This window comes from Glycomyces algeriensis, from assembly GCF_027622855.1.
In the GTDB taxonomy this organism is placed as follows: domain Bacteria; phylum Actinomycetota; class Actinomycetes; order Mycobacteriales; family Micromonosporaceae; genus Glycomyces; species Glycomyces algeriensis.
On sequence record NZ_JAPZVR010000027.1, the window covers coordinates 1 to 23,500 of the forward strand.

Here is a 23,500-nt window from a genome sequence, read left to right on the forward strand (position 1 = left end):
GCACCACCCTGTTCCGGCCCCTGCGCCAGGTCATCGAATCGATCAACCAGACCTTCAAAGCCCAGCTCGACCTCGAACGCCACAACGGGCGCACACCCCAAGGAGTATGCGCCCGAGTCACCCAACGGATCCTCGCCCTGACCGCCGCCATCTGGCACAACGACCAACAACGCCAACCAGTCCTACGCTCCTTGACCGCCTACGACCACTGACCCCAAGGAATCAACCATCTAGAGGGGAAAATAGAGTCCGCCGCAAATATCCCGCCCGGGTCCGACAAGAACCGGGCCCCGCAGCGAAAGTGTCACCCGAAATCGGGAACGGGCGCGAGGCGATCTCACGCTCCGTCCGTCCCGGCGCCCTGACACGTGGCACCATCGGAGGATGGACCCGCTCCCCGAGTCCGGCCTCGGTCCGGTGCTGACCGCACTGGCGCGCAGCGCGGTCGCGACCTCGTTCGCGCCCAGGCCGCCCGGCGCGGCCGCACTCGTCAACACCCTCTTCCAGAGCGCCGCACCAGAGGCCGCCGCGCACGCCGCCGACCTCGCCAAGCGCGAGGCGACCTTCGTGACCCTCGCACGGGACGGCCGCCTGCGCGGCTGCATCGGCACCCTGACCGCTTTGCGGCCCTTGGGAGTCGACGTGGTCCGCAACGCCCGCCTGGCCGCCTGCGACCCGCGCCTCCCGCCCGTCGAGGAGTCCGAGGCGGGAGCACTGCAGGTCACCGTCACGGTCCTGTCCCCGCCGGAGCCGCTCGCCGTGCGGGCCTTCACGTCCCTGCTCGACCACCTGCGCCCCGGCCAGGACGGCCTGACCCTCAAGGACGGCGGACGCCGCGCGACCTTCCTGCCGGCGGTGTGGGCGAGCCTGCCCGAACCCGAGCGGTTCGTGGCCGCACTGCTGCGCAAGGGCCGCTGGCCGCGCGGCCTCTGGGCCGCGGAGCTGCGTTCGGCCGCCTGGCCCGAAAGCCTTGCGGCCGAACGCTACGGCGCCCGCGAATTCTCGAGCTGACTACTCGGGGAGCGTCAGCAGCGTGCCCTCGGCGACCTTGACCGCCGCGCCGGAGACCGAGACCGAGACGGCCGCACCGTTCTCGACCACGACCTCGCCGTGCAGGGTCGAAGGCCGGTCGATCTCGGCGCCCTGCGCGATCTCGTACGAGTGCACGCCGTCGCCGCTGATGAGGCCCTGGTCGACCAGGTGCACGCCGAGCGCCACCGCCGCCGAACCGGTCGCCGGGTCCTCGCCGACGCCGCGGTGGAACAGGCGGGCGTGGACCGCGCGCGTGTTCTCGTCGAAGCTGAACAGGTAGACCTTCTCCAGGTGGCCCGGCACGTCGACCGCGTCGGGCACGTCAGCGTCGGCGAGGCGCACGAAGTTGTGGTCGAGGCCGGCGCTGGCGTTCTTGGGGGTGCCGATGATCTTGGCGGCGTCGAGGCCGATCGCGGCGGCGGCCAGCGCCGGATCGAGTTCGGGGCCGACGCTGATCGTCGTGGAGGTGAGCTTCGCGGTCCCTTCGGCGACGGCCACGGTCATGAGACCCGCGCCGCACTCCTGGACGACCGTGCCGCTCTTCGACGCGACCCGGCCGGACGCGACGGCGGCGATCGCCGCGCCGATCGTGGGGTGCCCGGCGAACGGGAGTTCCTCCGCAGGGGTGAAGATCCGCGCGAGATAGTCGGCGCCCGGCGCGGCGGCCGGGAGCACGAACACGGTCTCGGAGAAGTTGAACTCCAGGGCGATCGCCTGCATCTGCGCGGTGGTGAGGTCCTGGCCGTCGAAGACGACGGCGAGCTGGTTGCCCGCATAGGCTCGGTCGGAGAACACGTCATAGATCGCAAAGGGAAGCATGGGCCAGTTATAGCGCGGCCGGCGCGCGCGGGCAGTGGCCTCGGCTGCGGTAAGGCTACGCTCACATTGGCGAACCGAATTGCGTGGTTACGATTGGGTCATGTCTGACAACGCTGCCGTCGTCGAGGCCGTGCACGAAGCGCTCTCGCACGTCAACGACCCCGAGATCCGCCGCCCGATCACCGAACTCGGCATGGTCGACACCGTCGAGGTCGACGGCGGTCGCCTGTCTCTGAAGATCCTCCTCACCGTCGCGGGCTGCCCGATGCGCGACACGCTGCAACGCGACATCGCCGGCGCCGTGGACGGCGTCGACGGCGTCCGCGAGCTCGCCCTCGAGTTCGGCGTCATGAGCGAGCAGCAGCGCGCCGACCTGCAGACGAAGCTGCGCGGCGGCCGTCCGGGCGCCGAGCCGGTGATCCCGTTCAACCTGCCCGAGTCGCGCACCCGCGTGTTCGCGATCGCGTCCGGCAAGGGCGGCGTCGGCAAGTCGTCGATGACGGTGAACCTGGCCGCGGCCATGGCGCAGAAGGGCCTGTCGGTCGGCGTCGCGGACGCCGACATCTACGGGCACTCGATCCCCCGCATGCTCGGCGTCGAAGGCGCCCCGACGCAGGTCGAGGACATGATCATGCCGCCGCAGGCGCATGGGATGAAGGTCATCTCGATCGGGATGTTCACGCCCGGGAACACCGCGGTCGTGTGGCGCGGGCCGATGCTGCACCGCGCGCTCCAGCAGTTCCTCGCCGACGTGTACTGGGGCGAGCTGGACGTGCTCCTGCTCGACCTGCCGCCCGGGACCGGCGACATCGCGATCTCGGTCGCGCAGCTGCTCCCGACCGCGGAGCTCGTGGTCGTCACGACGCCGCAGCAGGCGGCCGCCGAAGTGGCCGAGCGGGCCGGGGCGATCGTCACGCAGACGCACCAGAAGCTCGCCGGTGTGGTCGAGAACATGTCGTGGATGGCGCTGCCGGACGGGTCGCACATCGAGCCATTCGGCTCCGGCGGCGGCAAGAAGGTCGCTGAGGCGCTGACGCGGGACATCGGATCCGACGTGCCGCTGCTCGGCCAGATCCCGCTCGACCCGAAGCTGCGCGAAGGCGGCGACGCCGGGGTGCCGCTGGTCCTCTCGGACCCCGACTGCGAGGCGTCGCGGGCGATCCGCGCGATCGCGGACCAGCTGGCGGTGCGGAAGGTGTCGCTGGCGGGCAAGCAGCTGGGTCTGAGCCCGGTCTAGGAGTTTTGCGGCCGGGCCTGAGCCCGGTCTAAGTGTCCTGCGGCCGGGCCTGAGCCCGGTCTGGGAAGTTTTTGAGCGGCGGCCCTCTTGTGCCCTTGAGGGCCGCCGCTCCTTTCCCCAGTTTCCCGATTAAAGCTTGCGGACGGTGACGGCGGTGCCGTAGGCGCAGACCTCGGTGCCCATGTCGCGGGCGTCGGAGACGTCGAAGCGCATCATCACGACCCCGTTGGCGCCCAAGGACTTCGCCTGGTCGACCATGCGGGTGAGCGCCTCCTCGCGGGAGGTCGCGAGGGCTTTGGTGAGGCCTTTGAGCTCGCCGCCGAGCAGGGACTTGAAGCCCGAGCCGACGTCAGAGAAGAAGTTCCGTGAACGAACGGTGAGGCCGAAGACCTCGCCGTGGGTGTCCAGGACCTCGTAGCCCGGGACGCTCTCGGTGGTGACGACCACGAACCCCGAAGTGGTGGGGTTGGCGCCGCCGAACTCTCCAACTCTGTCCATGTCGACCAGGCTATGCAGGATTCGGGGCCCGCACCTCGATCTCCGGGATGAACTGCCCGAACGCGAGTAGCACCCGGGTACTACTACGAGCGGAGGCGGGGAAACGGGGGCGTTTCGGCGCGTCCGTGACAAATCGGGCGCCGAGAGCCACCCCCGGTTCAAGGATCCCCTGAGGCACCGACATCCGCTTGGGGAACGCCGAAGGCCCCGGCGTTTGCCGAGGCCTTGGGCCAAATCCTATAGGATATATCCTATACGGTTTCGGAGTGCTGAGCGGTTACTGCGCGCTGTGCAGGGCCGCGTTCAGCTCGCCCCACGTGCCCTTGCGCGGCCGCACCTCGAGGACGCCGGTCTGCGTGTTCGTCCAGAACTGGAGGTCGTCCTTGCCCGAGAGGGTCGCGGCCTTGACGACCGTGCCGTCCGGGGTGGTGACCTTCGAACCGGCGGTCACGTAGCAGCCGGCGGCCACGACGCAGTTGTCGCCCAAGGAGATCCCGATGCCGGCGTTCGCGCCGAGCAGGCAGCGCTCGCCGATCGAGATGACCTCCTTGCCGCCGCCCGAGAGCGTCCCCATGATCGAGGAGCCGCCGCCGATGTCCGAGCCGTCGCCCACGAGCACGCCCGCGGAGATCCGGCCCTCGACCATCGAGTTGCCGAGCGTCCCAGCGTTGAAGTTCACGAAGCCCTCGTGCATGACCGTCGTGCCCTCGGCGAGGTGCGCGCCCAGGCGCACCCGGGACGCGTCCGCGATGCGCACGCCCGTCGGGGTCACGTAGTCGGCCATCGGCGGGAACTTGTCGAGGGACTTCACCTCGAGCAGCTGCCCCTCGCCGCGGAGCTTGAGGCGGGCCTCGTTGACGGCGTCGGCCGGGACCGGCCCGAAGTTGGTCCAGGCGTTGTTCGGCAGCAGACCGAAGATGCCGGAGAGGTTGACGGAGTGCGGGATCACGAACCGGTGCGAGAGCAGGTGCAGCCGCAGGTACACGTCCGCGGTGTCGATCGGCTCCTCCGCGAGGGACTTGACGAGGATCGACACGCCCTTCGAGGTCGTGCCCGTCGGGTTCACCCGGTCGAGCTCCGGCGCGGCCGCGTCCGCGGGTGCCTCGCCCAGGCCCAGGCGGGTGAACCACACGTCGAGGACCGTGCCGTCGGCGGCGACCGTGGCCACGCCGACACCCCATGCTCCGTCAGTCAGGAAATCACTCATGCGAAAAGCCTATCCACGCGGCGAGTATCGTCTGCGGATGTGACAGTTTTGAGTGAGGCAGTCCTCGCCGACCCGGTCGCGCTGACCAGGGCCCTGTGCGACATCCCGTCCGTGTCCTGGAACGAGGCCGAGATCTGCGACGAGGTCGAGGCGGCCCTCAAACGCCTGGGGCACTTGACGACCGAGCGGGTCGGGAACACCCTCATCGCCCGCACCGACCTGGGCCGGGGCCGGCGCGTCATGCTCGCCGGGCACCTCGACACGGTGCCCGTGAACGACAACTTCCCCACCCGCCTGGACGGCGACGTCCTCTGGGGCCTCGGCACCTCCGACATGAAGTCGGGCACCGCGCTCGCGCTGTGGATCGCCGCCACCGTCCCCGAGCCGAAGTTCGACCTGAGCTTCGCGTTCTACGACTGCGAGGAGATCGAGGCCGAGCACAACGGGCTCAACAAGCTCTCCAAGACCCGCCCCGAACTCCTCGCCGCCGACTTCGCGATTCTCCTCGAGCCGACCTACGGGCTCGTGGAGGCCGGCTGCCAGGGCACCATGCGGGTCCGCGTGACCACCAGCGGGAAGCGGGCGCACTCGGCGCGGTCCTGGAAGGGCGAGAACGCGATCCATAAGATCGCACCCGTCCTCGAGCGGCTCAACGCGTACGAGGCCCGCGAGGTCGAGGTCGACCGCTGCACCTACCGGGAGGGCCTGAACGCGGTCTTCATCGGCGGCGGCGTGGCCGGGAACGTCATCCCCGACCAGGCCTGGGTCGACGTCAACTTCCGCTTCGCGCCCGACCGCGACGAGGCCGCCGCCGAGGCCCACGTGCGCGAGGTCTTCGCCGGCTTCGACGTGCACGTCTCCGACACCGCCCCCTCGTGCCGGCCCGGACTGGATCGGCCCGAAGCGGCCGAGTTCGTCGCCGCCGCCGGAGGCGAGTTCCGTGCGAAACTCGGCTGGACCGATGTGGCGCGGTTCGCGACCCTGGGTATCCCCGCGGTGAACTTCGGGCCGGGCGACCCGAACCTCGCCCACAAGCAGGACGAACGCGTCGAGATCCCGCGCATCCGCGCTTGCGCGGACGCGCTGCGAGCCTATGTGGAGGAAACATGACCCTGAAGCGCCGCGTCACCGCCGACGAGCACCTGCTCGACACCGCGCACAGCGAGGAGTGGAAGCAGAAGGCCGCGTGGCGGGTCATGAAGATCCAGGCCGAGTTCGTCGAGGGCTTCGACACCCTCGAGGCCGCCGAACTCGGCGACGCCATCGGCGTCTACGGCTCCGCGCGCACCAACGTCGACGGCGACGAGTACAAGCTCGGTATCGAGCTCGGCCGCAAGCTCGGCGAGGCCGGCTTCTCGGTCATCACCGGCGGCGGACCCGGCGCGATGGAGGCGGCCAACCGGGGCGCGGCCGACGCGGGCGTCAAGTCGGTGGGCCTGGGCATCGAGCTGCCGTTCGAGCAGGGCATCAACCCGTACGTGGACATCCAGCTGGACTTCCACTACTTCTTCGTCCGCAAGGTCATGTTCCTCAAGTACTCCTGCGGGTTCTGCGCCCTCCCGGGCGGCTACGGGACCATGGACGAGCTCTTCGAGTCCCTGACCCTCGTGCAGACCGAGAAGGTCGGCAAGTTCCCGATCGCGCTCATCGGCACCGACTTCTGGGGCGGCCTGGTCGACTGGCTGCGCGACGTGATGGTCCGCGAAGGCAAGATCGGCCCCGACGATGTGAATCTGCTGCTCGTCACCGATGACCTGGACGAGGCCGTAGAACACATGAAGAGCGGTCGCAAATAAGCGCGACGATTCGGTCGCCGGACGCACCGTACACCGTACACCGTACCGCGTATTACGTACGTCGTACATTGTGCGTCGTACGGCGTTGAGTCGCCCAGTACATGAGACCCAACATCGCCATACAACGTACGACGTAACATGTACAGAATACGACATACAATGTGCGCCGTACGGAATAAGCCGCAGCTTCGTAGGGCGTACCAATCACGGCCGCCGTACGCTGTACGGCGGCCGTTCTGCGTTCAGAGGCATTCGCGCGCTCAGAGGCTGCGGTGCGGGGCCTTCGGGGGCTTGTCGCCCTTGATGGCCGCGATCATGTCGAGCACCTCGCGGGTGGCGGCGACGTCGTGGGCGCGGAAGACGCGCGCGCCGTTCCATGCCGAGACCGCGGTCGCCGCGAGCGTCCCGTTGAGGCGGCGATCGACCGGCAGGTCCAGCGTCTCGCCCACGAAGTCCTTGCGGGACAAGGCGACCAGCACCGGCCAGCCGGTCCCGGCGAGCTCGTCGAGGCGGCGGGTGAGGTCGAGGGAGTGGTACGTGGTCTTGCCGAAGTCGTGCGTCGGGTCGATGAGGATGCCGTCGGCGCGCACTCCGGCCGCGACCGCCGCCTCGGCACGCTCCACGAGCTCGGCGCGGACCTCGGCGACCACGTCCTCGTAGACCGCCTTCGCCGCCACCGTGCGCGGCTCCAGGCCCCCGGTGTGGGAGACGACGAACCCCGCGCCGGTGTCCGCGGCGACCTCGATCACCGTGGGGTCCCAGCCCGCCCAGGTGTCGTTGATGAGCTCGGCCCCGGCCGCGACCGCCTCGCGGGCCACCTCGCCGCGCCACGTGTCCACCGAGATCACCAGGTCAGGGTGCTTGTCGTGCACCGCGGCGATGAACGGCACCACGCGGTCGATCTCCTCGGCGACCGAGACCTCCGGGCCGTCGCCGGCCTTCACGCCGCCGATGTCGACGATGTCCGCGCCGTGCGCCACCGCGTTGTCGACCGCGGCGACCGCGGCCTCGAACGCGAAGGTCGCCCCCGAGTCGTAGAAGGAGTCGGGAGTGCGGTTGACGATCGCCATCACCGCGTAGTCGCCCTCATCGAACACCCGTCGGCCAAGTTTCAACGCTCGCATCCGTCTATGCTGACAGCCGCCACGGCCACCCGCCACTAGAAGGAGCATCGATGCCTCGCTTCGACCGGTCGCACACCGACGACCTCGCCGCGTACATCAAAGCCAGCCCGACCCCGTACCACGCGTGCGCCGAGGCCGGCCGCAGGCTCGAGACCGCCGGGTTCGTGCGGCTCGGGGAAGCCGACGAATGGCCGGCCGACCCCGGCGGCTACTACACCGTGCGGGACGGCTCGATCATCGCCTGGAGGATCAACGACGACGCGTACGACGCGTTCCGGATCTTCGGCGCCCACACCGACACCCCCACGTTCAAGGTCAAGCCGCGCCCCGACACCGGCTCGGCCGGGTGGAAGCAGGTCGCCGTCGAGGTCTACGGCGGCGTGCCGCACCAGACCTGGCTCGACCGCGACCTCTCGGTGGCCGGGCGGCTCGTCATGCGCGACGGCACCGAGGTCCTCGTGCACGTCGACCGGCCGCTCCTGCGCGTGCCGCGCCTCGCGATCCACCTCGACCGCGGCGCCAACGAAGGCCAGAAGCTCAACGCCCAGTCGCAGCTCACCCCGATCTGGGGGCTCGGCGAGCCCTACGAGGGCGAGTTCATCGAGTTCATCGCCGCCGAGGCCGGCGTGGACGCCGCCGACGTGTTCGGCCACGACCTCTTCACCGTCGCCCTCGACGAGCCCGCATACCTCGGCAAGGACGAGGAGCTGTTCGCCGCCTGGCGCCTCGACAACCTCACCAGCACCCACGCCGGCCTCGCCGCGCTCATCGCCGCCGAGGACACCGGCACCCGCGTGCCCGTGCTCGCCTCGTTCAACTACGAGGAGATCGGCTCGATGACCTACTCGGGCGCGCAGAGCCCCTTCCTCGAATCGGTCCTCCACCGGCTCATGGGCGACGACTTCGAGACGTACGCGCGGGCGATCGCCGCCAGCGCCATGATGTCCTCCGACACCGGGAACGCGATCCACCCGAACTACCAGGAGAAGCACGAGCCGGGGCACCGCCCGATCCCGGGCAAAGGCCCGATGATCAAGGTGAGCGCGAACCAGCGGTACGCAAGCGGCGCGGAGGAGCAGGCGCTGTTCCGGCGCTCGGCCGAGGCCGCGGGGATCCCGTGGCAGACGTACGTGAACCGCAACGACATCCCGGGCGGGACGACGATCGGCCCGATCTCGGGCACGCAGCTGGGGATGCTCACCGTGGACGTGGGCCTGCCGATCCTCTCGATGCACTCCGCGCGCGAGCTGTGCGGCGCCGAGGACCCGGGGCTGCTCGCGGACCTGGCGCTCGGCCTGTTCACGCACTAGGAGCGCGCGGATGGCGAGGCTGCTGCAGCTGGACGCGTCGGCTGCCGTGGAGGGTTCGACGTCGCGGTCGCTGACGGCGGCGTTCGCCGCCGCGTTCGCGGCGGTGCCGGGGAACGCGGTCGTGCGCCGGGATCTGCACGCCGAGCCGGTCCCGCATCTGCCGCATCCGCAGTTGCATTGGGCTGCACCGCTGCGGAGCGGCAGCGCGCCCGCGGCTGCCGGCGAGGCGCTGCAGGAGGCGCTCATCGCGGAGCTCTTGGCCGCGGACGTGCTGGTCGTGGGGTATCCGCTGTACAACTATTCGCTGCCGTCGAGCCTCAAGGCCTGGATCGACCACGTGCACGTGCCGGGGCGGACCGCCCCGTCGGCGGGGTCGCCGCTTGCGGGGCGGCCCGCGGTGTTGGTGGCGACGCGGGGCGGCGATTACGGGCCGGGTGCGCCGAACGAAGGGCGCGACCTGGCCACGCCCGTGCTCGAGCTGGTGCTGGGCGAGGAGATGGGCATGGACGTCTCGGTGGTGGCCTGTCAGTGGACGCTCGCGGGGAACGGCCCGGACCGCGAGGAGCGGGTCCGGCGCGGTGGGCTCGAGCGTGCCGCCGCGCTGGCGGCGGTCCGTGAGCTCGGGTCGCGGCTGCGTTGACACCGGTCTGCTGCGGCCGGTGGGGTGATCGCACCTTGGGGTGCAGGGCTTTTCACGAGTGTCCGGCGCGGGTTCGAGCGTGCCGCCGCGCTGGCGGCGGTCCGTGAGCTCGGGTCGAGGTTGGGTTGACACCGGTCTGCTGCGGCCGGTGGGGTGATCGCACGTTGGGGTGCAGGGCTTTTCACGAGTGTCCGGCGCGGGTTCGAGCGTGCCGCCGCGCTGGCGGCGGTCCGTGAGCTCGGGTCGAGCTCGAGCCTGGAGAGGGCGCGGAGCGCGGCCGAGAGGCCCCGTCCGCCGCCGAACGCGACGACTCTGGTCATGCGGGTCACCCTTGCGGTACGGCACTCGGGGCGGGGCATCGCGGTTGAGTTGACACCGGCCTGGTGTGGCTAGTGCGGTGATCGCACGTTGGGGTGCAGGGCTTTCACGAGTGTCCGGCGCGGAAGGCTGAGCGTTCCGCTGCGCTCGCGTCGTTTCGTGCGCTCGGGTGGCGACCGCGTTGACGCCTGCGGGTCTGGTGTGGCCGGTGGGGTGACGGCACGTTGGGGTGCAGGGCTTTCGCGTCGCGCTCGGGGGCCCCGGTCCCGGTATGGTGGTCTCGTCGACACACCCGGCCTCGAGCCGTCGCACGAGCACCTTCGGCGGCGCTTGACGACCGTGGACCGGCGCCCTCGGCGAAGCTTGACCGCCGTGGATGAGCACTCTCGGCGAAGCTTGCGAGCCGTAATTGAGCAAGGAGGCGGCTTTGACCTGGCGGACCGAATTGGAGCGGGCGGCCGCGCGCGTGCGCGAGGCCGCGGGTGCCGCCGATCAGGCCGACGACCTGTTGCGGGACGATGCCTCACGTCTGGCCGCAACGGGAATCGAGCAGCGCCGCAGCGAACTCGCCGAACAGCTGCGCGCCGTCGCCGCCCGGACCGCGACGGGCTGGCTCGGCGAAGACCTCGCCGCGATCGGCCCGAACACGCCGGTGTGGACCGAAGCGCCGTCCACTGAGGCGGTCAGGATCGGCACCGCCGAGATCGACGACGCCCCCGCGTTCCCGGCGCTCGCCGGACTGCTCGGCAAGGGCCACTTGGTGTGCGACAGGGACGCCGCCGACCCGCGCGTCGCCGGGATGCTCCAGTCGCTGCTGCTGCGGATCTGCGCGGCCCACCCCAACCTCGAACTCAGCCTCGTCGACGGCGTCACCCTCGGACAGGTCTTCGCGCCCGCCACAGCGCTCGTAGACGCCGGCATCGCCGGTCCCGTGGCCACGGACCACCTCGCGCTCGGACGGGTCCTCACGGCCGCGGAGAAGCGGCTCACGGAGCTCCGCGACATCGCCGCGCGAGGCCAATCGATCAACGACCGGCCCTACCACCTCATCGTGATCGCCGGGCTCCCTCCGGAAGTAGGCAATTCGATGCGCGAGCGCCTGGCCGCGCTGGCGCACGCAGGGCCCTCGGCCCGCTGCCACCTCGTCGTGTGCGGGTGGCGGCAGCTCCCGCACCGGGAGTCGCTCCCCGCGATCGAGCACGCGACCTACCTGTACTGCAACGAGAAGGACGTGCGGCTCGGGAGCCTGCCGCTGCCGGTCCGCCTCGACGCCGCGCCGCCGCCGAGCCTCGCCCGCACCGTCTACGGCTCGCGGGCGCAGCAGCGCAAGGAGGCCGGGGAGCTGAGCGTCGGCGACCTCGTGCCGGAGGTCCTGTGGTCCGCCTCGAGCCGGGACGGCCTGTCGACGGTCATCGGCCGCGACCAGGCCGGGAGCTCCCAGGGCGGCGACGTGGAGGTCGCGTTCGACGACGCGACCCCGCACTGGCTCATCGGCGGGCGCACCGGCGGCGGCAAGACCGTGTTCCTCCTCGACGTCCTCTACGGCCTCGCGACCCGCTACTCCCCCACCGAACTCGAGCTGTACCTGCTCGACTTCAAGGAGGGCGTCTCCTTCACCGAGTTCACGCCCTCGCACCTCGACCCGTCCTGGATCCCGCACGTGCGGGCCGTGGGCGTCGAGTCCGACCGCGAGTACGGCGTCGCCGTGCTCGGCGCACTCCGCGCCGAGCTCTCAAGGCGCGCCGGACTCATGAAGCGAGCCGGGGCGACCAGGCTCGCGCGGCTGCGCGAGCTGCGGCCCGAGATGGCGCTGCCGAGGATCGTGGCCGTCGTCGACGAGTTCCACGTCCTGTTCGCCGGGAACGACCGCCTCGCGAGCGAGGCCGTCGCGCACCTGGAGGAGCTGGCGCGCAAAGGCCGCTCCTACGGCGTGCACCTCGTGCTCGCGAGCCAGACCATCTCCGGCATCGAGGCCCTGTACTCCAAGAAGGACTCGATCTTCGGGCAGTTCCCGCTGCGTGTGGCCCTGCCGGGCGCGAAGCACCTCCTCGACGAAGGCAACGACGCGGCCGACGGCATCAGCGTCGGCCAAGCCGTGATCAACGACGCCGGTGGCATCAAGGGCCGCAACCGCACCTGCCGCTTCCCCGACGCGTCCAGCGCCGAAGACCTCCTCACCGGCCTGCGCCGGCAGCTCTGGGAGCGGCGGGAATCGGACGTCGAGCCGATCGTCTTCCGCGGATTCGACGAGCAGCACCTCGAAGACGACCCGCGGTTCGCCGAGCTCGCCCCGAACCACGCGCCCGTCGCGCTCCTCGGCAGGGCCGTCGACGTGCACATGTCCTCGGTCGGCTACCAGTTCGACCGCAGCCCCGGCCGCCACCTGGCCGTACTCGGCACCTCCGCCGTCGCCGCCGACGTCCTCGCCGCCGCCGCCGTCTCCCTCGGCCGCCAGCACGAACCCGGCAGCGTCGCCTTCGAGATCGCCGCGACCGCCGTCGGCGTCGAGGACACCGCCCGGCAGGTGCTGGGCGAACTCCAAGCGGGCGGGCACGAATGCCGCCAGCTCGCACCCGGCTCGATCCTCAGCGAACGGCGCGACAAACCGACCTACCTGGTGTGGTTCGGCGCCGACGGCGCCGACGGACAGGGCGCCGCACTGCGCGACCTGCTCCTCCACGGCCCGGCCGCCGGCGTGCACCTCCTCGGCTGGTGGCGCGGCGCCCGCCGCTTCCTCGACGACATCGGCGGCTCCGCCGGCCGCGAGCACTGCGCCGGCGTCGTCGCCCTCAACATCGCCGGGAACGACCTCGCCGCCATCACCGGCGGCTTCGAACGCAACTGGGAGGCCCGCACCAACCGGTGCCTGGTCATCGACCGGCACGCCGGCACCGAGACCCTCGCCGTGCCGTACGTGCGCCCCGGCCGCCTCGACGGCCTCCCCGTCCAGGACACCCCCGGAAAAGTGGAGTCGCGATGAGCCTCAGCGCCTACGAGGACCTGGTGCACGAACTGACGCGCCTGGACGCCGACACGAACGCCAGCACCGCCCAGGCCACCCGCCGGCTCGAACGCCGCCGCGAGGCGCTGCGCGAGGTCCGGTCCGAACTGGACGACCAGATGATGGCGCTGGCGGAGCTGTGCGCGCGCCTGCGGCACACCGCGCCCGACCTGACGCCGGCGCAAGTCCCCGCGCCCGCGGACGGCTCGGCGGAGGAGCGGGACGACGAGAATCCCGACCGGGTCCTGGAACGGGCGAAGACGGCCCTGCGCGAGGCCGAGCTCGCCCGGACCGCGACCGTGCGGACCGCGCAGCGGCCGACCCTGCTGCCGAAGGCGCACCACGTGCTGCGCGAGCTCCTGGTCTACGGTTCGTGCATGGTCGCGTGCCTCGCGGTCCAGTTCGGCTACTTCGCGGCCACGGGCGGCGACGGCGAGTCCACGTTCTGGGTCGCGTTCCTGCTGCCGGTGATGGCCACGATCGTGGGGTATGTGCTGGTGGGGATGGCCAACCGGCCGCGGCTGCCGCTGCTGGACCGCAGCGGCAAGCCCATCAAAGCGGTCGTCCCCCACAACCCGCGTCTGGGAGTGACCCTCGCAGTCTGCACAATGGCGCTGTTCGCCTATTTCGCGTTCTTCTAGTAGGAGGAGCCTCCTGTGGACTTCGTGCTGCCGGTCATCGTCGCCGTCATCGGCGTGTGGATCGCCTTCTCGATCGTCGTGTGGGCCACCGGCCGCGACACGCTCTTGGACACCGTCGGCGCGGGCGCGCCGCTCGGCCTCGGCGAGGGCGAGGCGGTCGACGAGTCCGCCGTCGCCTCCGTCAGGTTCGACACCGGCCTGCGCGGCTACCGCACCGACCAGGTCGACGCGGCGCTGAACCGGCTCGCGTGGGAGATCGGCCGCCGCGACGAGCTGCTCGCCGAGATGCAGTCGCGGCTCGACGGCACCGCGGAGACCGCGGAGATCGCCGCCCCCGAGTCCGATGAGGACGCCGCGCTCGACCTCGCGAACGAGGACGGGGCCGCGCCGCTGGACCCCGCGGCCGACACCCGCGAGGAGCCCGACGCCCCCGGGAGTGAGGCAGGGCGCGAGGACGACAGTGAGACGGCGCCGCGCGGCGAGGCGTGATGGGATATCCCCATGCGTTATTGGCTGCTGGCGTTGAACGAGGACGAGTACACCGAGCAACAGGCCTACGAGGTCGAGGCCTTCGAGCCCGCGTCGCGCCCCGAGCGCGTCGCGGACGGCGACGAGGTGGCCCTGGCCGGTCCGGAGGGCGTCTTCGCGCTCGGCGAGGTCGACGGCCCGGCCATCGCGTACCGCCGCCGCCTCGAAGAGCCCGCCAAGACCGTCGAGACTGTCCAGATTCACGGCTCCGCAGGCTCCGCCGAGGACGAGGTCTACGGCTTCGCCGAGGGCGGTGCCCGGGAGGGCTGGACCGAGCTCAACCCGGACGCGTGGGAGGACCTGGTCCGGACCCTGCCGACCCCCGAGCGGCGCAGCGACTGGCTCGTGACGCTCTCGATGCCCATCGAGGCGGTCGACAAGGCCGAGGCCGTGCGGCAGTTCTGGTCGTACATCCGGTCGCTCGGACCGAAGGAACTGCCCACGTTCGTCGCGCCGTACGGAAGGGAACTTGAGGGCACTTCGTTCCTTTTGGGCGTCGAGCACGAGCAGGACCCGGAAGAGTAAGTGACGGGGGTCATACCCCGTTAAGAAAAATCACGCAAGTCGCAAAAGCCACTTTTCGGTAGATTCCTACGCAACCTTGTCACATACCCGGAGGGGCGAGTTGGCCCCTGCGCCCTTCATCAGGGAAACTTGATCTAGCAACGTCGAGTCGCAACCTGCGGCATTGGATCGAGGGGAGACCAAAATGGCGGCCATGAAACCGCGGACTGGCGACGGCCCACTGGAAGTTACTCAGGAGGGCCGCGGCATCATCATGCGGGTTCCGCTCGAAGGCGGTGGGCGGCTGGTCGTGGAGATGACCCCGGAAGAGGCTGCGACCTTGAACAAGGAGCTCCAGGGCGCCCTGGAGTAGTCCCTGCTCCACCAAGCCCCCATCCCGGCGGTCACCCCGCTGCCGATCGGACCTGAGGACCCGCTCCCTGCGCGGAGCGGGTCCTTCACCCTCTGCTGCCCGCGTCCAGCCGCACACCCGCTGAGCGGACCGTCCGGCATGGAGCGGAATGGCAGGGCAGATGAACGAGCGGCAATTCCGGCATAGACTTTCAGTCATGACTTCCGGCACCCAGCCGCCCCAGGCAGATCCGGGCAATCCGCAACACCCTGAAACGGCCGAACGCGCGCCGCAGGTGAACGGACCGTACGAGGCCGCGTCGCCGCGGCCCGAGATGCAGTCGCCCGCGCCCTCCGGACAGCCCTCTCCCGGGGCGCACCGGCCCGGGCCGCACGAGCCGGCCTCGACCCACCAGCCCGCCGCCCCCCAGCCGGGCTACCAGCAACCGCAGCAGGGCGCCTACCAGGCTTCACAGGACCCGGCGGCGCCTCCCGGCGCGCCCGCCATGGCCGCTCCGGCCCCGTACCAGCAGCAGGCCGCCCCGCAGCCGGACCAGTCCGCCTGGTGGCACCCGGCCGCGGCCGCCGACCCGTGGCGCGACCCGGGGAGCCGGGCCGTCATCGAGACCCGGCCGGTCCCCCACGCGCCCGCACCCGAACCGCTCCCGGCCCGCACGACGCCGGCCAGGCCCGCACTCGGCATCGTCATCGCCGTCTCCGCCGTCACCGCGCTCATCGCCGGGACCCTCGGCGCGGCCATCGGCATCTGGGCCACCCGCTCCGGCACGGGCACCGGCAGCCTCCTCGGCGCCGAACCGCAGACCGAACGCGACGTCAGCTCCGTCGCCGGCGTCGTCGAGCAGATCATGCCGTCCGTCGTCACCGTCCTCACCGCCGACGGCGGCAACGGCTCGGGCTTCATCGTCTCCGACGACGGCTACGTCATGACCAACCACCACGTGGTCGTCGGCGGCGGCACCGAGCCCGCCGACAGCCTCCAAGTGCTCTTCAGCGACGGCAGCCTGACCACCGCCGAAGTCATCGGCTCCGACCCCGACTCCGACGTCGCCGTACTGCGCATCGAAGGCGACGAGCACCCCGCGATGGTCCTCGCCGACTCCGACCAGGTCGCCGTCGGCGATCCCGTGCTCGCCGTCGGGGCGCCCCTCGGCCTCTCCTCCACGGTCACCGAGGGCATCGTCTCGGCCATCGACCGGCCCGTGCTCACCCAGAACAACAACGGCGAGGTCGAATCGGTGATGGCCGCGATCCAGACCGACGCCGCCATCAACCCCGGCAACTCCGGCGGGCCCCTCACCGACATCGCCGGGCAGGTCATCGGCATCAACACCGCCATCGCCTCCACCGCCGCCGAGGGCGAGGCGGGGAACATCGGCATCGGCTTCGCCATCCCGATCAACCAGGCCAAGCGCATCGCCGACGAGATCATCGCGACCGGCTCCGCCAGCCACACCGTGCTCGGCGCCGAGCTCGGAGAATCCGAATTGGGCGTCGGCGTGACCCTCAGCAAAGTCGTGGCCGGCTCCCCCGCCGACGACGCCGGACTCCGCGACGGCGACGTCCTGACCAGCTTCAACGGCAACATGGTCGCCGAGAACACCGAGCTGATCGCGCTCATCCGCAAGCTCGCTCCGGGCACGGTGGTGACCGTCGTCTACGAACGCGATGGCGAGGAACACAGTGCCCAGGTCACGCTGGAGGCGGCCAGCGACTGAGTGGGAGTACGCTAGGCGGAGGTTTTTCAGGTATCAGCAGACACAGGCAGTCATGAGGAGATCAGCGTGTTCGGAGGCTTTGGCGGAACCGAGTTCCTGGTCATCATCCTCATCGCCATCTTCCTGTGGGGCCCGGACAAGCTGCCGAAGGCGCTCGCCAACCTCCGCCGGTTCATCTCGAAGGCCCGCAACATGGCGTCCAACGCCGCCGCGGACCTCAGCCGCGAGATCGGCACCGACATCAGGCCCGAGGACCTCAACCCCAAGACCTTCGTCCGCAAGCACATCCTGACCGAAGAGGACCAGGAAATGCTGACGAGCCCCCTCAAGTCCACGATGCGCGACCTCCAGGACGGCACCAAGCCGCTCAAGGAGGGCCTCACGGACACCACGCGGGACATCGAGAGCACCCGCCGCAGCGTCAACCGCGGCAGCATCACCCGCAAGGCGAACGGCACCAACGGTGCCAACGGCTCCGCCGACGCCGCGGCCGAACCGGCCGCCGCCGAGCGGCGCGACCGGGCCGCCACCTTCGACGACGTCACCTGAGTTCCAAGACCTCAACGGCCCTGACCTGCGGCGTCGCCTGACCCGCTGGAAATTGTCGGCCCCGTCTGCGACCCTGGGTCGATGATCGGAACTTGGCACGGACTCATCATGGACTGCCCGAACCCGCAGGCGCTCTCCGCGTTCTATCGCGAGGTCCTGGGCATGGTCGAAGTACAGGACGACGGCGACTGGGTCGTCATCGGCGACGCCCCCGACCGCCCGGGGATCGCGTTCCAGCAGGCCGAGGTGTACACGCCCTCGACCTGGCCCGACCCCTCGATCCCGCAGCAGATGCACCTCGACATCAGGGTCGACGACTTCGACACCGCCGAGGCGGCGGTCCTGAAGCTCGGGGCGCGGCGGCTCGAAGGCGGCGGCGAGACCTTCCGGGTCTACGCCGACCCCGCCGGGCACCCGTTCTGCCTCGTCACGATGTAGCCCGGACACACGAGAACGGCGCGGGCCGGAGCCCGCGCCGCTTCACGATGCCGCTTCGCGGCCTTACATCATGCTGGCCGAGCCGCCCAGCATGGCCATGCCGCTCGCGAACATGATGATGCCGATGACGGCGAGCGCGCAGACGATGATGCCGAGCACGAGCCCGGTGATCGCCTGGCCCTTGCCCGCGGCCTGACCCGCGTTGATCTTCTTCAGGGCCACGCCGCCGAGGATCGCGGCGATGATGCCGAGGACCAGGCTGGCGAAGTTGACGTACGGGATGCACAGGCCCGCGACGCTGATGATGCCGGTGACCATGGACGCGATGGCCTGGCCCTTGGGCAGTTGCGGGCCGTAGCCGGGCGCGCCGTACGCCGGCGGGTAGCCGGGCGCCTGGGGCGGAAGCTGCGGTGCGGGGCCGTAACCGGGCTGCTGCGGCTGCGACGGGCCGTAGCCGGGCTGCTGGGGCGGGGGCTGCGACGGGTTCTGGGGCTGCGAACCGGACTGGTTGCCGTACGGGTCGTACTGGAAACCGCCCTGACCGGACTGGTCCGGAGGAGGCGGCGGAGGATACGTCATCGCTATTACTCTCTGCTCGGGCGGAACGGCACGGGACGTTCACGATAGCCGACCGCCGCCACAGTCGCCGACGTGGCCGTTCAGGAATGCCGCATAACGTGCAGGTCACCGCGTTTTACTTGGGGGCCTTGAGGAGCCGGCCGCGCAGGACGACGAGCGAGGGCTCCCGTACGGCGGCGATATCGGCCCGCGGGTCGCGCTCGTAGACGACGAGGTCGCCCAGGTCCGCGGGGATGCCGAGCCATTCGCGGGCACGCCAGGACGCGGCGGCGAGCACGTCTGCGGCCGGGATGCCGGCCCGCTCGTGGAGCAGGCGCATCTCCTCGGCGGCGAGGCCGTGGTCGATGCCGCCGCCCGCGTCGGTGCCCAGGTAGACGGGCACGCCCGCTTCCCAAGCGGCGCGCACGACCTCGGGGAAGTTCCGCTTGAGTCGTCGCATGTGGTCGGCGTAGCGGGGGAACTTGGCGTCGGCCCCGGCGGCGATGTCGTCGAACGTCTCGATGTTGATCATGGTGGGCACCAGGGCGATGCCGCGCGCGGCCATGCGGTCGAGGAGGTCGGTGGCGAGACCGGTGCCGTGCTCGATGGAGTCGGCGCCCGCTTCGACGACGCAGGCGACGGCCTCTTCGGAGAAGGTGTGGACCGCGACTTTCGCGCCTTCGGCTTGGGCGGCATGGATTGCGGCGGTGAGGATCTCCGGTTCGAAGGACGGCGCGAGGTCGCCCTTGCCTCGGTCGATCCAGTCGCCGACGAGCTTGACCCAGCCGTCGCCGAGTTTCGCCTGGCGGGCGAGGGCGGCGACGGCCTCGTGGGGCTCGCATTCGAGGCCGATGCCGCGCAGGTAGCGGCGGGAGGCGGCGATGTGGTGCCCGGCGCGGATGAGGCGCGGCATGCCGTCCTCCCCCACCAGTTCGGGGTAGGGGTAAGGGGAACCGGCGTCGCGGATGGCGAGGACGCCCGCGTCGCGGTCGGTGTGCGCGAGCGTGCGGGCCTCCTCGACGCTCTCGATGGCCCTGGGGCCGCGGCGAATGCCGATGTGGCAGTGGGCGTCCACGAGCCCGGGAAGGGCGAATCCGGCGGTGGCGACGGTGCGCGCGCCGGGCACGGGCGCGAAGGAGATCCGGTCGCCGTCCACGTACACGTCGCGGACGGTGTCGTCCGGGAGCCAGACGACGCGGAGGTGGAGCGGCTCAAGCGGTGCGAGTGCGTTCATCGCCTCGCAGTATCGCCCGAGCGGAGGAGGAGTCGCAACGGGGGCGCGCGAAGCGGCGGGAAGCGGCTTCGGGAGAGTACAGGCGGTGGCGTGGAGAGGGGCTCGACGCGGCCTCGGGCCGTGCGATGCGGGCACAGGCGGCGGCGCGGCTCGATCCGAGGGGGACCCGCTGCGCCCGCGGACCTGTTCATCAACTGGAAGCCGCAGCTGGCCGAATGGGGCGCGATCGCCGCGGGTGGCACTGGCTGGCGGCAGGGTTCTCCCACCCAGGGTGGGTAAGTCCTCCTGCCACTCTCCGCGCCCGGTCCGACAAGATCGCGCTTGCTCCGCGATCGCTGTGGCGCAGAACACGCGAGGCCGGGCTGCGCTGCGCGCGGCCCGGCCTGCGGTTCCCGGTCGCCGACCGGGTTGGTCGCTTACTTGTTCTTCTTGTTCTGGTCCTTGAGGAACTGCTCGAAGTCGATGTCGGGCAGGTCGCCGGCGTTGAATTGCGAGAGGTCCGGCATGCCGGGGGGCAGCTGCATCCCGGCGGGGAGCTGCGGGGCCGCGTTCTGCGCCTGGCCGCCGCGGCGGACCACGGGCTTCTTCTTGGCCTTCTTGCCCTTGCGCTTGTTGTACGGCGACTTGGTGGCCTTGGTGCCCCCGCCCAGGCCCATCGCGCCGGTCATGCCGCGCATCATCTTCTGCGCGTCCTTGAACCGCGACAGGAGCTGGTTGACCTCGGAGACCGTGACGCCGGAGCCGTTGGCGATGCGCAGGCGGCGCGAGCCGTTGATGAGCGCGGAGTCGCGGCGCTCGGCCGGGGTCATGGAGCGGATGATCGCGGAGGTGCGGTCGATCTGCTTGTCGTCGATGGCGTCGATCTGCTGCTTCATCTGGCCCATGCCCGGCATCATCTTGAGCACGTTGCCGATCGGGCCCATCTTGCGGATGGCCTGCATCTGCTCCAGGAAGTCCTCGAGCGTGAAGTCCTCGCCCTTGAGGAGCTTCTGGGTCATCTCCTCCTTCTGGTCCTCCTCGAACACGGCCTCGGCCTGCTCGATGAGGGTCAGCATGTCGCCCATGCCGAGGATCCGCGAGGCCATCCGGTCGGGGTGGAAGACGTCGAAGTCCTCGAGCTTCTCACCGGTGGAGGCGAACATGATCGGCTGGCCGGTCACGTGCCGCACGGAGAGCGCGGCGCCGCCGCGGGCGTCGCCGTCGAGCTTGGAGAGGACGACGCCGGTGATGCCGACGCCGTCGCGGAAGGCCTCGGCAGTGTTGACCGCGTCCTGGCCGATCATGGCGTCGATGACGAAGAGGACCTCGTCGGGGTTGACGGCGGCCCGGATCTCGCGGGCCTGCTGCATCATCTCCTCGTCGATGCCGAGGCGGCCGGCGGTGTCGACGATGACCACGTCGTGGCCCTTGCGGCGGGCCTCCTCGATCGAGTCCGTGGCGACCTTGACGGGGTCGCCGACGCCGGAGCCGGGCTCGGGCGCGTAGACGGCCACGCCGGCGCGTTCGGCGAGCACCTGCAGCTGCCCGACCGCGTTGGGGCGCTGGAGGTCCGCGGCGACCAGGAGCGGAGAGTGCTCGTCGCCCTTGAGCCACTTGGCGAGCTTCCCGGCGAGCGTGGTCTTGCCCGCGCCCTGGAGGCCCGCGAGCATGATGACGGTGGGCGCCTGCTTCGCGTAGTTGAGGCGGCGCGTCTCGCCGCCGAGGATCGCGATGAGCTCCTCGTTGACGACCTTGATGATCTGCTGGGCGGGGTTGAGGGCCTTGGAGACCTCGGCGCCCTTGCACCGCTCCTTGATCTGGTTGATGAAGGTCTTCACCACCGGGAGGGCGACGTCGGCCTCGAGCAGGGCGAGGCGGATCTCGCGGGCGGTGGCGTCGATGTCGGCATCGGTCAGGCGGCCTTTGCCGCGGATCGACTCGAAGATCCCGGACAGTCGATCTGACAGAGCGTCGAACACGGGCGAACCTCTCGGTGGTGCGGTGCGAATGTGCCTGCGGGCGGGCGCCAGGCCGGCGCGCAGGACCCCTACGAGCTTAACGGGGGTGGCGGCGCGGCCGCCGCCCGGTGATGCCCGCCCGGGCGTGACGTTCCCCGGGAAAGCGGAACGGCCGCCCCCGGGGGGAGGGCGGCCGTTCCATATCTGTGCACATTTATGGCTCGCAAGCTTCGCCAAGAGTGCGGTGACGTGAAGTCGTATTGCGAACGCGACGCGAGGTCGTGTTACACGTTGACCTTCTCGGCGGTGTCGGCGTTGGTCTCGGGCACGCCCGTCCCGGTGTTGCCGTTGACCGGGAGGTCGTAGCCGGCCTCGCCGTGCTGACCGGCGTCGATGCCCGCCAGCTCCTCTTCCTCGCTGATGCGCACCCCGACGGTGAACTTCAGGACGAGGGCGATGATGAGCGAGGCGACGAAGGAGAAGGCGACCACGGCGAGGACCGCGGCGGCCTGCTTGCCCACGAAGCTGATGTCGCCGCCGTAGAAGAGGCCGTCGACGCCCTCGTCGTAGACCCCGGCGATCACGGTGACCTCGGAGATGGCGAACAGGCCCACGGAGATCGAGCCCCAGATGCCGGCGACCATGTGCAGGCCGACCACGTCGAGCGCGTCGTCGTAGCCGAGCTTGTGCTTGAGGCCGATGGCGAAGGGGCAGATGACGCCGGCGATGGCGCCGATGGCGATCGCGCCGATCGGGGCGACGTACCCGGCGGCCGGGGTGATGGCGACCAGGCCGGCGATGACGCCGGAGCAGGCGCCGAGCACCGAGGGCTTGATGCCACGGATGCGGTCGACGATGAGCCAGGCGAGGATGGCGGCGGCGGTGGCGACCTGCGTGTTCAGCAGGGCGAGGCCCGCGGTGCCGTTGGAGGCGAAGGCGGAGCCGGCGTTGAAGCCGAACCAGCCGAACCAGAGGAGCCCGGTGCCGATGACGACGAGCGGCAGGTTGTGCGGCGCGAAGTTGCCGTCCTTCCAGCCGATGCGGCGGCCGACGACCAGTGCGAGGGCGAGGCCCGCGGCACCGGCGTTGGCGTGGACCGCGGAACCGCCGGCGAAGTCGAGCACGCCCCAGTCCTCGATCCAGCCGCCGCCCCAGACCCAGAAGGCGACGGGAGCGTAGACCACGACGACCCAGACGGTCGCGAAGATGACCCAGGAGAAGAACTTCATGCGGTCGGCGACGGCACCGGCGATCAGGGCGACGGTGATGATGGCGAACATCATGCCGAACGCCGACAGGGCGCCGTTGGAGACGCCGCCGGTGACACCGGCGAGGTCCTTGACGTAATCCAGGCCGAACGAGCTGCTCAGGTCGCCGAAGAACGCGTTGTTGTCGGCGCTCAGGTTCTCGGGGTCGGTGCTGCCGATCGCGATCGACTCGCCGACGAGGACCCAGGCGATGGACACGACGCCGATCGCGACCAGGCACTTCATCATCATGTTGAGGACGCTCGAGGCCCGGGTGAGACCGCCGTAGAACAGGGCCAGACCGGGGGTCATGAGCAGAACAAGGGCGGCGGAGGTCAAGATCCAGGCATTGCTGCCGGTGTCGAGCTCGGGCATGGCCGCCTCCTCTCAGGAGGTACGTGAGTTACTGCGGGCATTAAGGCTGTTCCGGCGTGAGGGGAGCGACGGTGCTCGGGATAGGTGTCACGCGCCGGCCGGACGAGCCGACCGGCGCGTGATGCTCCTACCTACCGGAGTGAAGCCAGCTTCACGAAGACGTGTTACGCGACCCGGGCCTGCGTGTTAAGAAGTTGTCGCCAAAGATTTCGAGTGTGTGAACTCCGCCTCACAAGCCGCTCTGCAAGCGCTACCGGAGGAGCGGGAGCGTCGGTTGTGCCGTTTGGGGTGTTTGCGGGACCCTTCGGAACCGTTACCTCGGCATGACCCCTCCGTTACGGAACTGTGCTCTACTATTCTTGATGCATAACCGAAGTGAGCGTTAACATCACTCGGCGTATCGTCGTATGGGACTGCGGC

22 protein-coding genes and 1 pseudogene are annotated in these 23,500 nt (G+C 70.4%); 15 read left to right on the forward strand and 8 right to left on the reverse strand.

The genetic code is table 11. From position 1 onward, the window contains the following. Together O2L52_RS24650 and amrA are read left to right on the forward strand one after the other, a co-directional pair. Window positions 1–212, forward strand: a pseudogene (locus O2L52_RS24650) (IS982 family transposase); the annotation flags it as partial. Window positions 213–384: 172 nt separating this feature from the next. Beyond that, window positions 385–1,011, forward strand: coding sequence for an AmmeMemoRadiSam system protein A (gene amrA, locus O2L52_RS24655; RefSeq protein ID WP_270118888.1), 627 nt, complete (start codon window positions 385–387; stop codon window positions 1,009–1,011). On the opposite strand, the gene O2L52_RS24660 is transcribed toward amrA, so the two are convergent. Then, window positions 1,012–1,851, reverse strand: coding sequence for a PhzF family phenazine biosynthesis protein (locus O2L52_RS24660; RefSeq protein WP_270118889.1), 840 nt, complete (start codon window positions 1,849–1,851; stop codon window positions 1,012–1,014). 100 nt (window positions 1,852–1,951) lie between these two features. On the opposite strand from O2L52_RS24660, the gene O2L52_RS24665 reads away from it, so the two are divergent. Next, complete coding sequence (locus O2L52_RS24665; RefSeq protein ID WP_270118890.1) at window positions 1,952–3,088, forward strand: Mrp/NBP35 family ATP-binding protein; 1,137 nt, start codon at window positions 1,952–1,954, stop codon at window positions 3,086–3,088. 129 nt (window positions 3,089–3,217) lie between these two features. Here O2L52_RS24665 and O2L52_RS24670 read toward each other — a convergent pair whose 3' ends face one another. Together O2L52_RS24670 and O2L52_RS24675 are read right to left on the reverse strand one after the other, a co-directional pair. Further along, window positions 3,218–3,586 (reverse strand): YbjQ family protein, encoded by a 369-nt coding sequence (locus O2L52_RS24670; RefSeq protein WP_270118891.1) that lies wholly within the window; start codon window positions 3,584–3,586, stop codon window positions 3,218–3,220. Window positions 3,587–3,863: 277 nt separating this feature from the next. Continuing rightward, window positions 3,864–4,793 (reverse strand): DapH/DapD/GlmU-related protein, encoded by a 930-nt coding sequence (locus tag O2L52_RS24675; protein WP_270118892.1) that lies wholly within the window; start codon window positions 4,791–4,793, stop codon window positions 3,864–3,866. Between the two features lie 39 nt (window positions 4,794–4,832). Here O2L52_RS24675 and dapE point away from each other — a divergent pair, with 39 nt between their 5' ends. Then, entirely contained in the window at window positions 4,833–5,903 is a 1,071-nt protein-coding gene (gene dapE, locus O2L52_RS24680; protein WP_270118893.1) for a succinyl-diaminopimelate desuccinylase, read from the forward strand. Further along, on the forward strand, window positions 5,900–6,589 hold the full coding sequence (locus O2L52_RS24685) for an LOG family protein (protein WP_270118894.1): 690 nt from the start codon (window positions 5,900–5,902) through the stop codon (window positions 6,587–6,589). Before dapE ends, O2L52_RS24685 begins: the two co-directional genes overlap by 4 nt. A gap of 260 nt (window positions 6,590–6,849) precedes the next feature. Here O2L52_RS24685 and folP read toward each other — a convergent pair whose 3' ends face one another. Further along, window positions 6,850–7,713: a dihydropteroate synthase gene (gene folP, locus O2L52_RS24690; RefSeq protein WP_344471004.1), complete on the reverse strand. Its 864-nt coding sequence runs from the start codon at window positions 7,711–7,713 to the stop codon at window positions 6,850–6,852. A 50-nt stretch (window positions 7,714–7,763) separates the two neighbouring features. On the opposite strand from folP, the gene O2L52_RS24695 reads away from it, so the two are divergent. The 10 genes from O2L52_RS24695 to O2L52_RS24740 all read left to right on the forward strand — a co-directional run bounded on the left by O2L52_RS24695 (window position 7,764) and on the right by O2L52_RS24740 (window position 17,729). Further along, window positions 7,764–9,023 carry a M18 family aminopeptidase gene (locus O2L52_RS24695; protein WP_270118896.1) on the forward strand — a complete coding sequence of 420 codons (1,260 nt, stop codon included), beginning with the start codon at window positions 7,764–7,766 and terminating at the stop codon, window positions 9,021–9,023. A gap of 10 nt (window positions 9,024–9,033) precedes the next feature. Continuing rightward, entirely contained in the window at window positions 9,034–9,663 is a 630-nt protein-coding gene (locus tag O2L52_RS24700; protein WP_270118897.1) for an FMN-dependent NADH-azoreductase, read from the forward strand. A 745-nt stretch (window positions 9,664–10,408) separates the two neighbouring features. Further along, window positions 10,409–12,961 (forward strand): FtsK/SpoIIIE domain-containing protein, encoded by a 2,553-nt coding sequence (locus O2L52_RS24705; RefSeq protein WP_270118899.1) that lies wholly within the window; start codon window positions 10,409–10,411, stop codon window positions 12,959–12,961. After that, window positions 12,958–13,623, forward strand: a complete 666-nt coding sequence (locus tag O2L52_RS24710) for a hypothetical protein (RefSeq protein ID WP_270118902.1) — start codon at window positions 12,958–12,960, stop codon at window positions 13,621–13,623. Before O2L52_RS24705 ends, O2L52_RS24710 begins: the two co-directional genes overlap by 4 nt. 15 nt (window positions 13,624–13,638) lie before the next feature. Further along, window positions 13,639–14,112: a DivIVA domain-containing protein gene (locus O2L52_RS24715; RefSeq protein WP_270118903.1), complete on the forward strand. Its 474-nt coding sequence runs from the start codon at window positions 13,639–13,641 to the stop codon at window positions 14,110–14,112. 12 nt (window positions 14,113–14,124) lie between these two features. Continuing rightward, window positions 14,125–14,676, forward strand: coding sequence for a hypothetical protein (locus tag O2L52_RS24720; protein WP_270118904.1), 552 nt, complete (start codon window positions 14,125–14,127; stop codon window positions 14,674–14,676). 184 nt (window positions 14,677–14,860) lie between these two features. After that, window positions 14,861–15,028: a DUF3117 domain-containing protein gene (locus O2L52_RS24725; RefSeq protein ID WP_091030400.1), complete on the forward strand. Its 168-nt coding sequence runs from the start codon at window positions 14,861–14,863 to the stop codon at window positions 15,026–15,028. A gap of 484 nt (window positions 15,029–15,512) precedes the next feature. Continuing rightward, on the forward strand, window positions 15,513–16,742 hold the full coding sequence (locus O2L52_RS24730) for a S1C family serine protease (RefSeq protein WP_373897074.1): 1,230 nt from the start codon (window positions 15,513–15,515) through the stop codon (window positions 16,740–16,742). 66 nt (window positions 16,743–16,808) lie between these two features. After that, on the forward strand, window positions 16,809–17,291 hold the full coding sequence (locus O2L52_RS24735) for a Sec-independent protein translocase family protein (protein ID WP_270118908.1): 483 nt from the start codon (window positions 16,809–16,811) through the stop codon (window positions 17,289–17,291). Window positions 17,292–17,372: 81 nt separating this feature from the next. Continuing rightward, window positions 17,373–17,729 (forward strand): VOC family protein, encoded by a 357-nt coding sequence (locus O2L52_RS24740; RefSeq protein WP_270118909.1) that lies wholly within the window; start codon window positions 17,373–17,375, stop codon window positions 17,727–17,729. 63 nt (window positions 17,730–17,792) lie between these two features. Here the strand turns inward: O2L52_RS24740 and O2L52_RS24745 are convergent, their stop codons facing one another. The 4 genes from O2L52_RS24745 to O2L52_RS24760 form a co-directional block, all read right to left on the reverse strand. Then, on the reverse strand, window positions 17,793–18,308 hold the full coding sequence (locus O2L52_RS24745; protein WP_270118910.1) for a DUF4190 domain-containing protein: 516 nt from the start codon (window positions 18,306–18,308) through the stop codon (window positions 17,793–17,795). A 115-nt stretch (window positions 18,309–18,423) separates the two neighbouring features. After that, on the reverse strand, window positions 18,424–19,521 hold the full coding sequence (locus O2L52_RS24750) for an amidohydrolase family protein (RefSeq protein ID WP_270118911.1): 1,098 nt from the start codon (window positions 19,519–19,521) through the stop codon (window positions 18,424–18,426). Between the two features lie 416 nt (window positions 19,522–19,937). Next, complete coding sequence (gene ffh / locus O2L52_RS24755; protein ID WP_270118913.1) at window positions 19,938–21,479, reverse strand: signal recognition particle protein; 1,542 nt, start codon at window positions 21,477–21,479, stop codon at window positions 19,938–19,940. A gap of 263 nt (window positions 21,480–21,742) precedes the next feature. Beyond that, window positions 21,743–23,080, reverse strand: a complete 1,338-nt coding sequence (locus tag O2L52_RS24760; protein WP_270118914.1) for an ammonium transporter — start codon at window positions 23,078–23,080, stop codon at window positions 21,743–21,745. Window positions 23,081–23,500 lie beyond the last annotated feature (420 nt).

What these genes read in the sequence shown, in the direction of transcription:
- amrA (WP_270118888.1), top strand. Translation starts at nt 385, where the DNA reads ATGGACCCGCTCCCCGAGTCCGGCCTCGGTCCGGTGCTGACCGCACTG.
- O2L52_RS24660 (WP_270118889.1), bottom strand. Translation starts at nt 1,851, where the DNA reads ATGCTTCCCTTTGCGATCTATGACGTGTTCTCCGACCGAGCCTATGCG.
- O2L52_RS24665 (WP_270118890.1), top strand. Translation starts at nt 1,952, where the DNA reads ATGTCTGACAACGCTGCCGTCGTCGAGGCCGTGCACGAAGCGCTCTCG.
- O2L52_RS24670 (WP_270118891.1), bottom strand. Translation starts at nt 3,586, where the DNA reads ATGGACAGAGTTGGAGAGTTCGGCGGCGCCAACCCCACCACTTCGGGG.
- O2L52_RS24675 (WP_270118892.1), bottom strand. Translation starts at nt 4,793, where the DNA reads ATGAGTGATTTCCTGACTGACGGAGCATGGGGTGTCGGCGTGGCCACG.
- O2L52_RS24685 (WP_270118894.1), top strand. Translation starts at nt 5,900, where the DNA reads ATGACCCTGAAGCGCCGCGTCACCGCCGACGAGCACCTGCTCGACACC.
- folP (WP_344471004.1), bottom strand. Translation starts at nt 7,713, where the DNA reads ATGCGAGCGTTGAAACTTGGCCGACGGGTGTTCGATGAGGGCGACTAC.
- O2L52_RS24695 (WP_270118896.1), top strand. Translation starts at nt 7,764, where the DNA reads ATGCCTCGCTTCGACCGGTCGCACACCGACGACCTCGCCGCGTACATC.
- O2L52_RS24700 (WP_270118897.1), top strand. Translation starts at nt 9,034, where the DNA reads ATGGCGAGGCTGCTGCAGCTGGACGCGTCGGCTGCCGTGGAGGGTTCG.
- O2L52_RS24710 (WP_270118902.1), top strand. Translation starts at nt 12,958, where the DNA reads ATGAGCCTCAGCGCCTACGAGGACCTGGTGCACGAACTGACGCGCCTG.
- O2L52_RS24720 (WP_270118904.1), top strand. Translation starts at nt 14,125, where the DNA reads ATGCGTTATTGGCTGCTGGCGTTGAACGAGGACGAGTACACCGAGCAA.
- O2L52_RS24725 (WP_091030400.1), top strand. Translation starts at nt 14,861, where the DNA reads ATGGCGGCCATGAAACCGCGGACTGGCGACGGCCCACTGGAAGTTACT.
- O2L52_RS24730 (WP_373897074.1), top strand. Translation starts at nt 15,513, where the DNA reads ATGGCCGCTCCGGCCCCGTACCAGCAGCAGGCCGCCCCGCAGCCGGAC.
- O2L52_RS24740 (WP_270118909.1), top strand. Translation starts at nt 17,373, where the DNA reads ATGATCGGAACTTGGCACGGACTCATCATGGACTGCCCGAACCCGCAG.
- O2L52_RS24745 (WP_270118910.1), bottom strand. Translation starts at nt 18,308, where the DNA reads ATGACGTATCCTCCGCCGCCTCCTCCGGACCAGTCCGGTCAGGGCGGT.
- O2L52_RS24750 (WP_270118911.1), bottom strand. Translation starts at nt 19,521, where the DNA reads ATGAACGCACTCGCACCGCTTGAGCCGCTCCACCTCCGCGTCGTCTGG.
- O2L52_RS24760 (WP_270118914.1), bottom strand. Translation starts at nt 23,080, where the DNA reads ATGCCCGAGCTCGACACCGGCAGCAATGCCTGGATCTTGACCTCCGCC.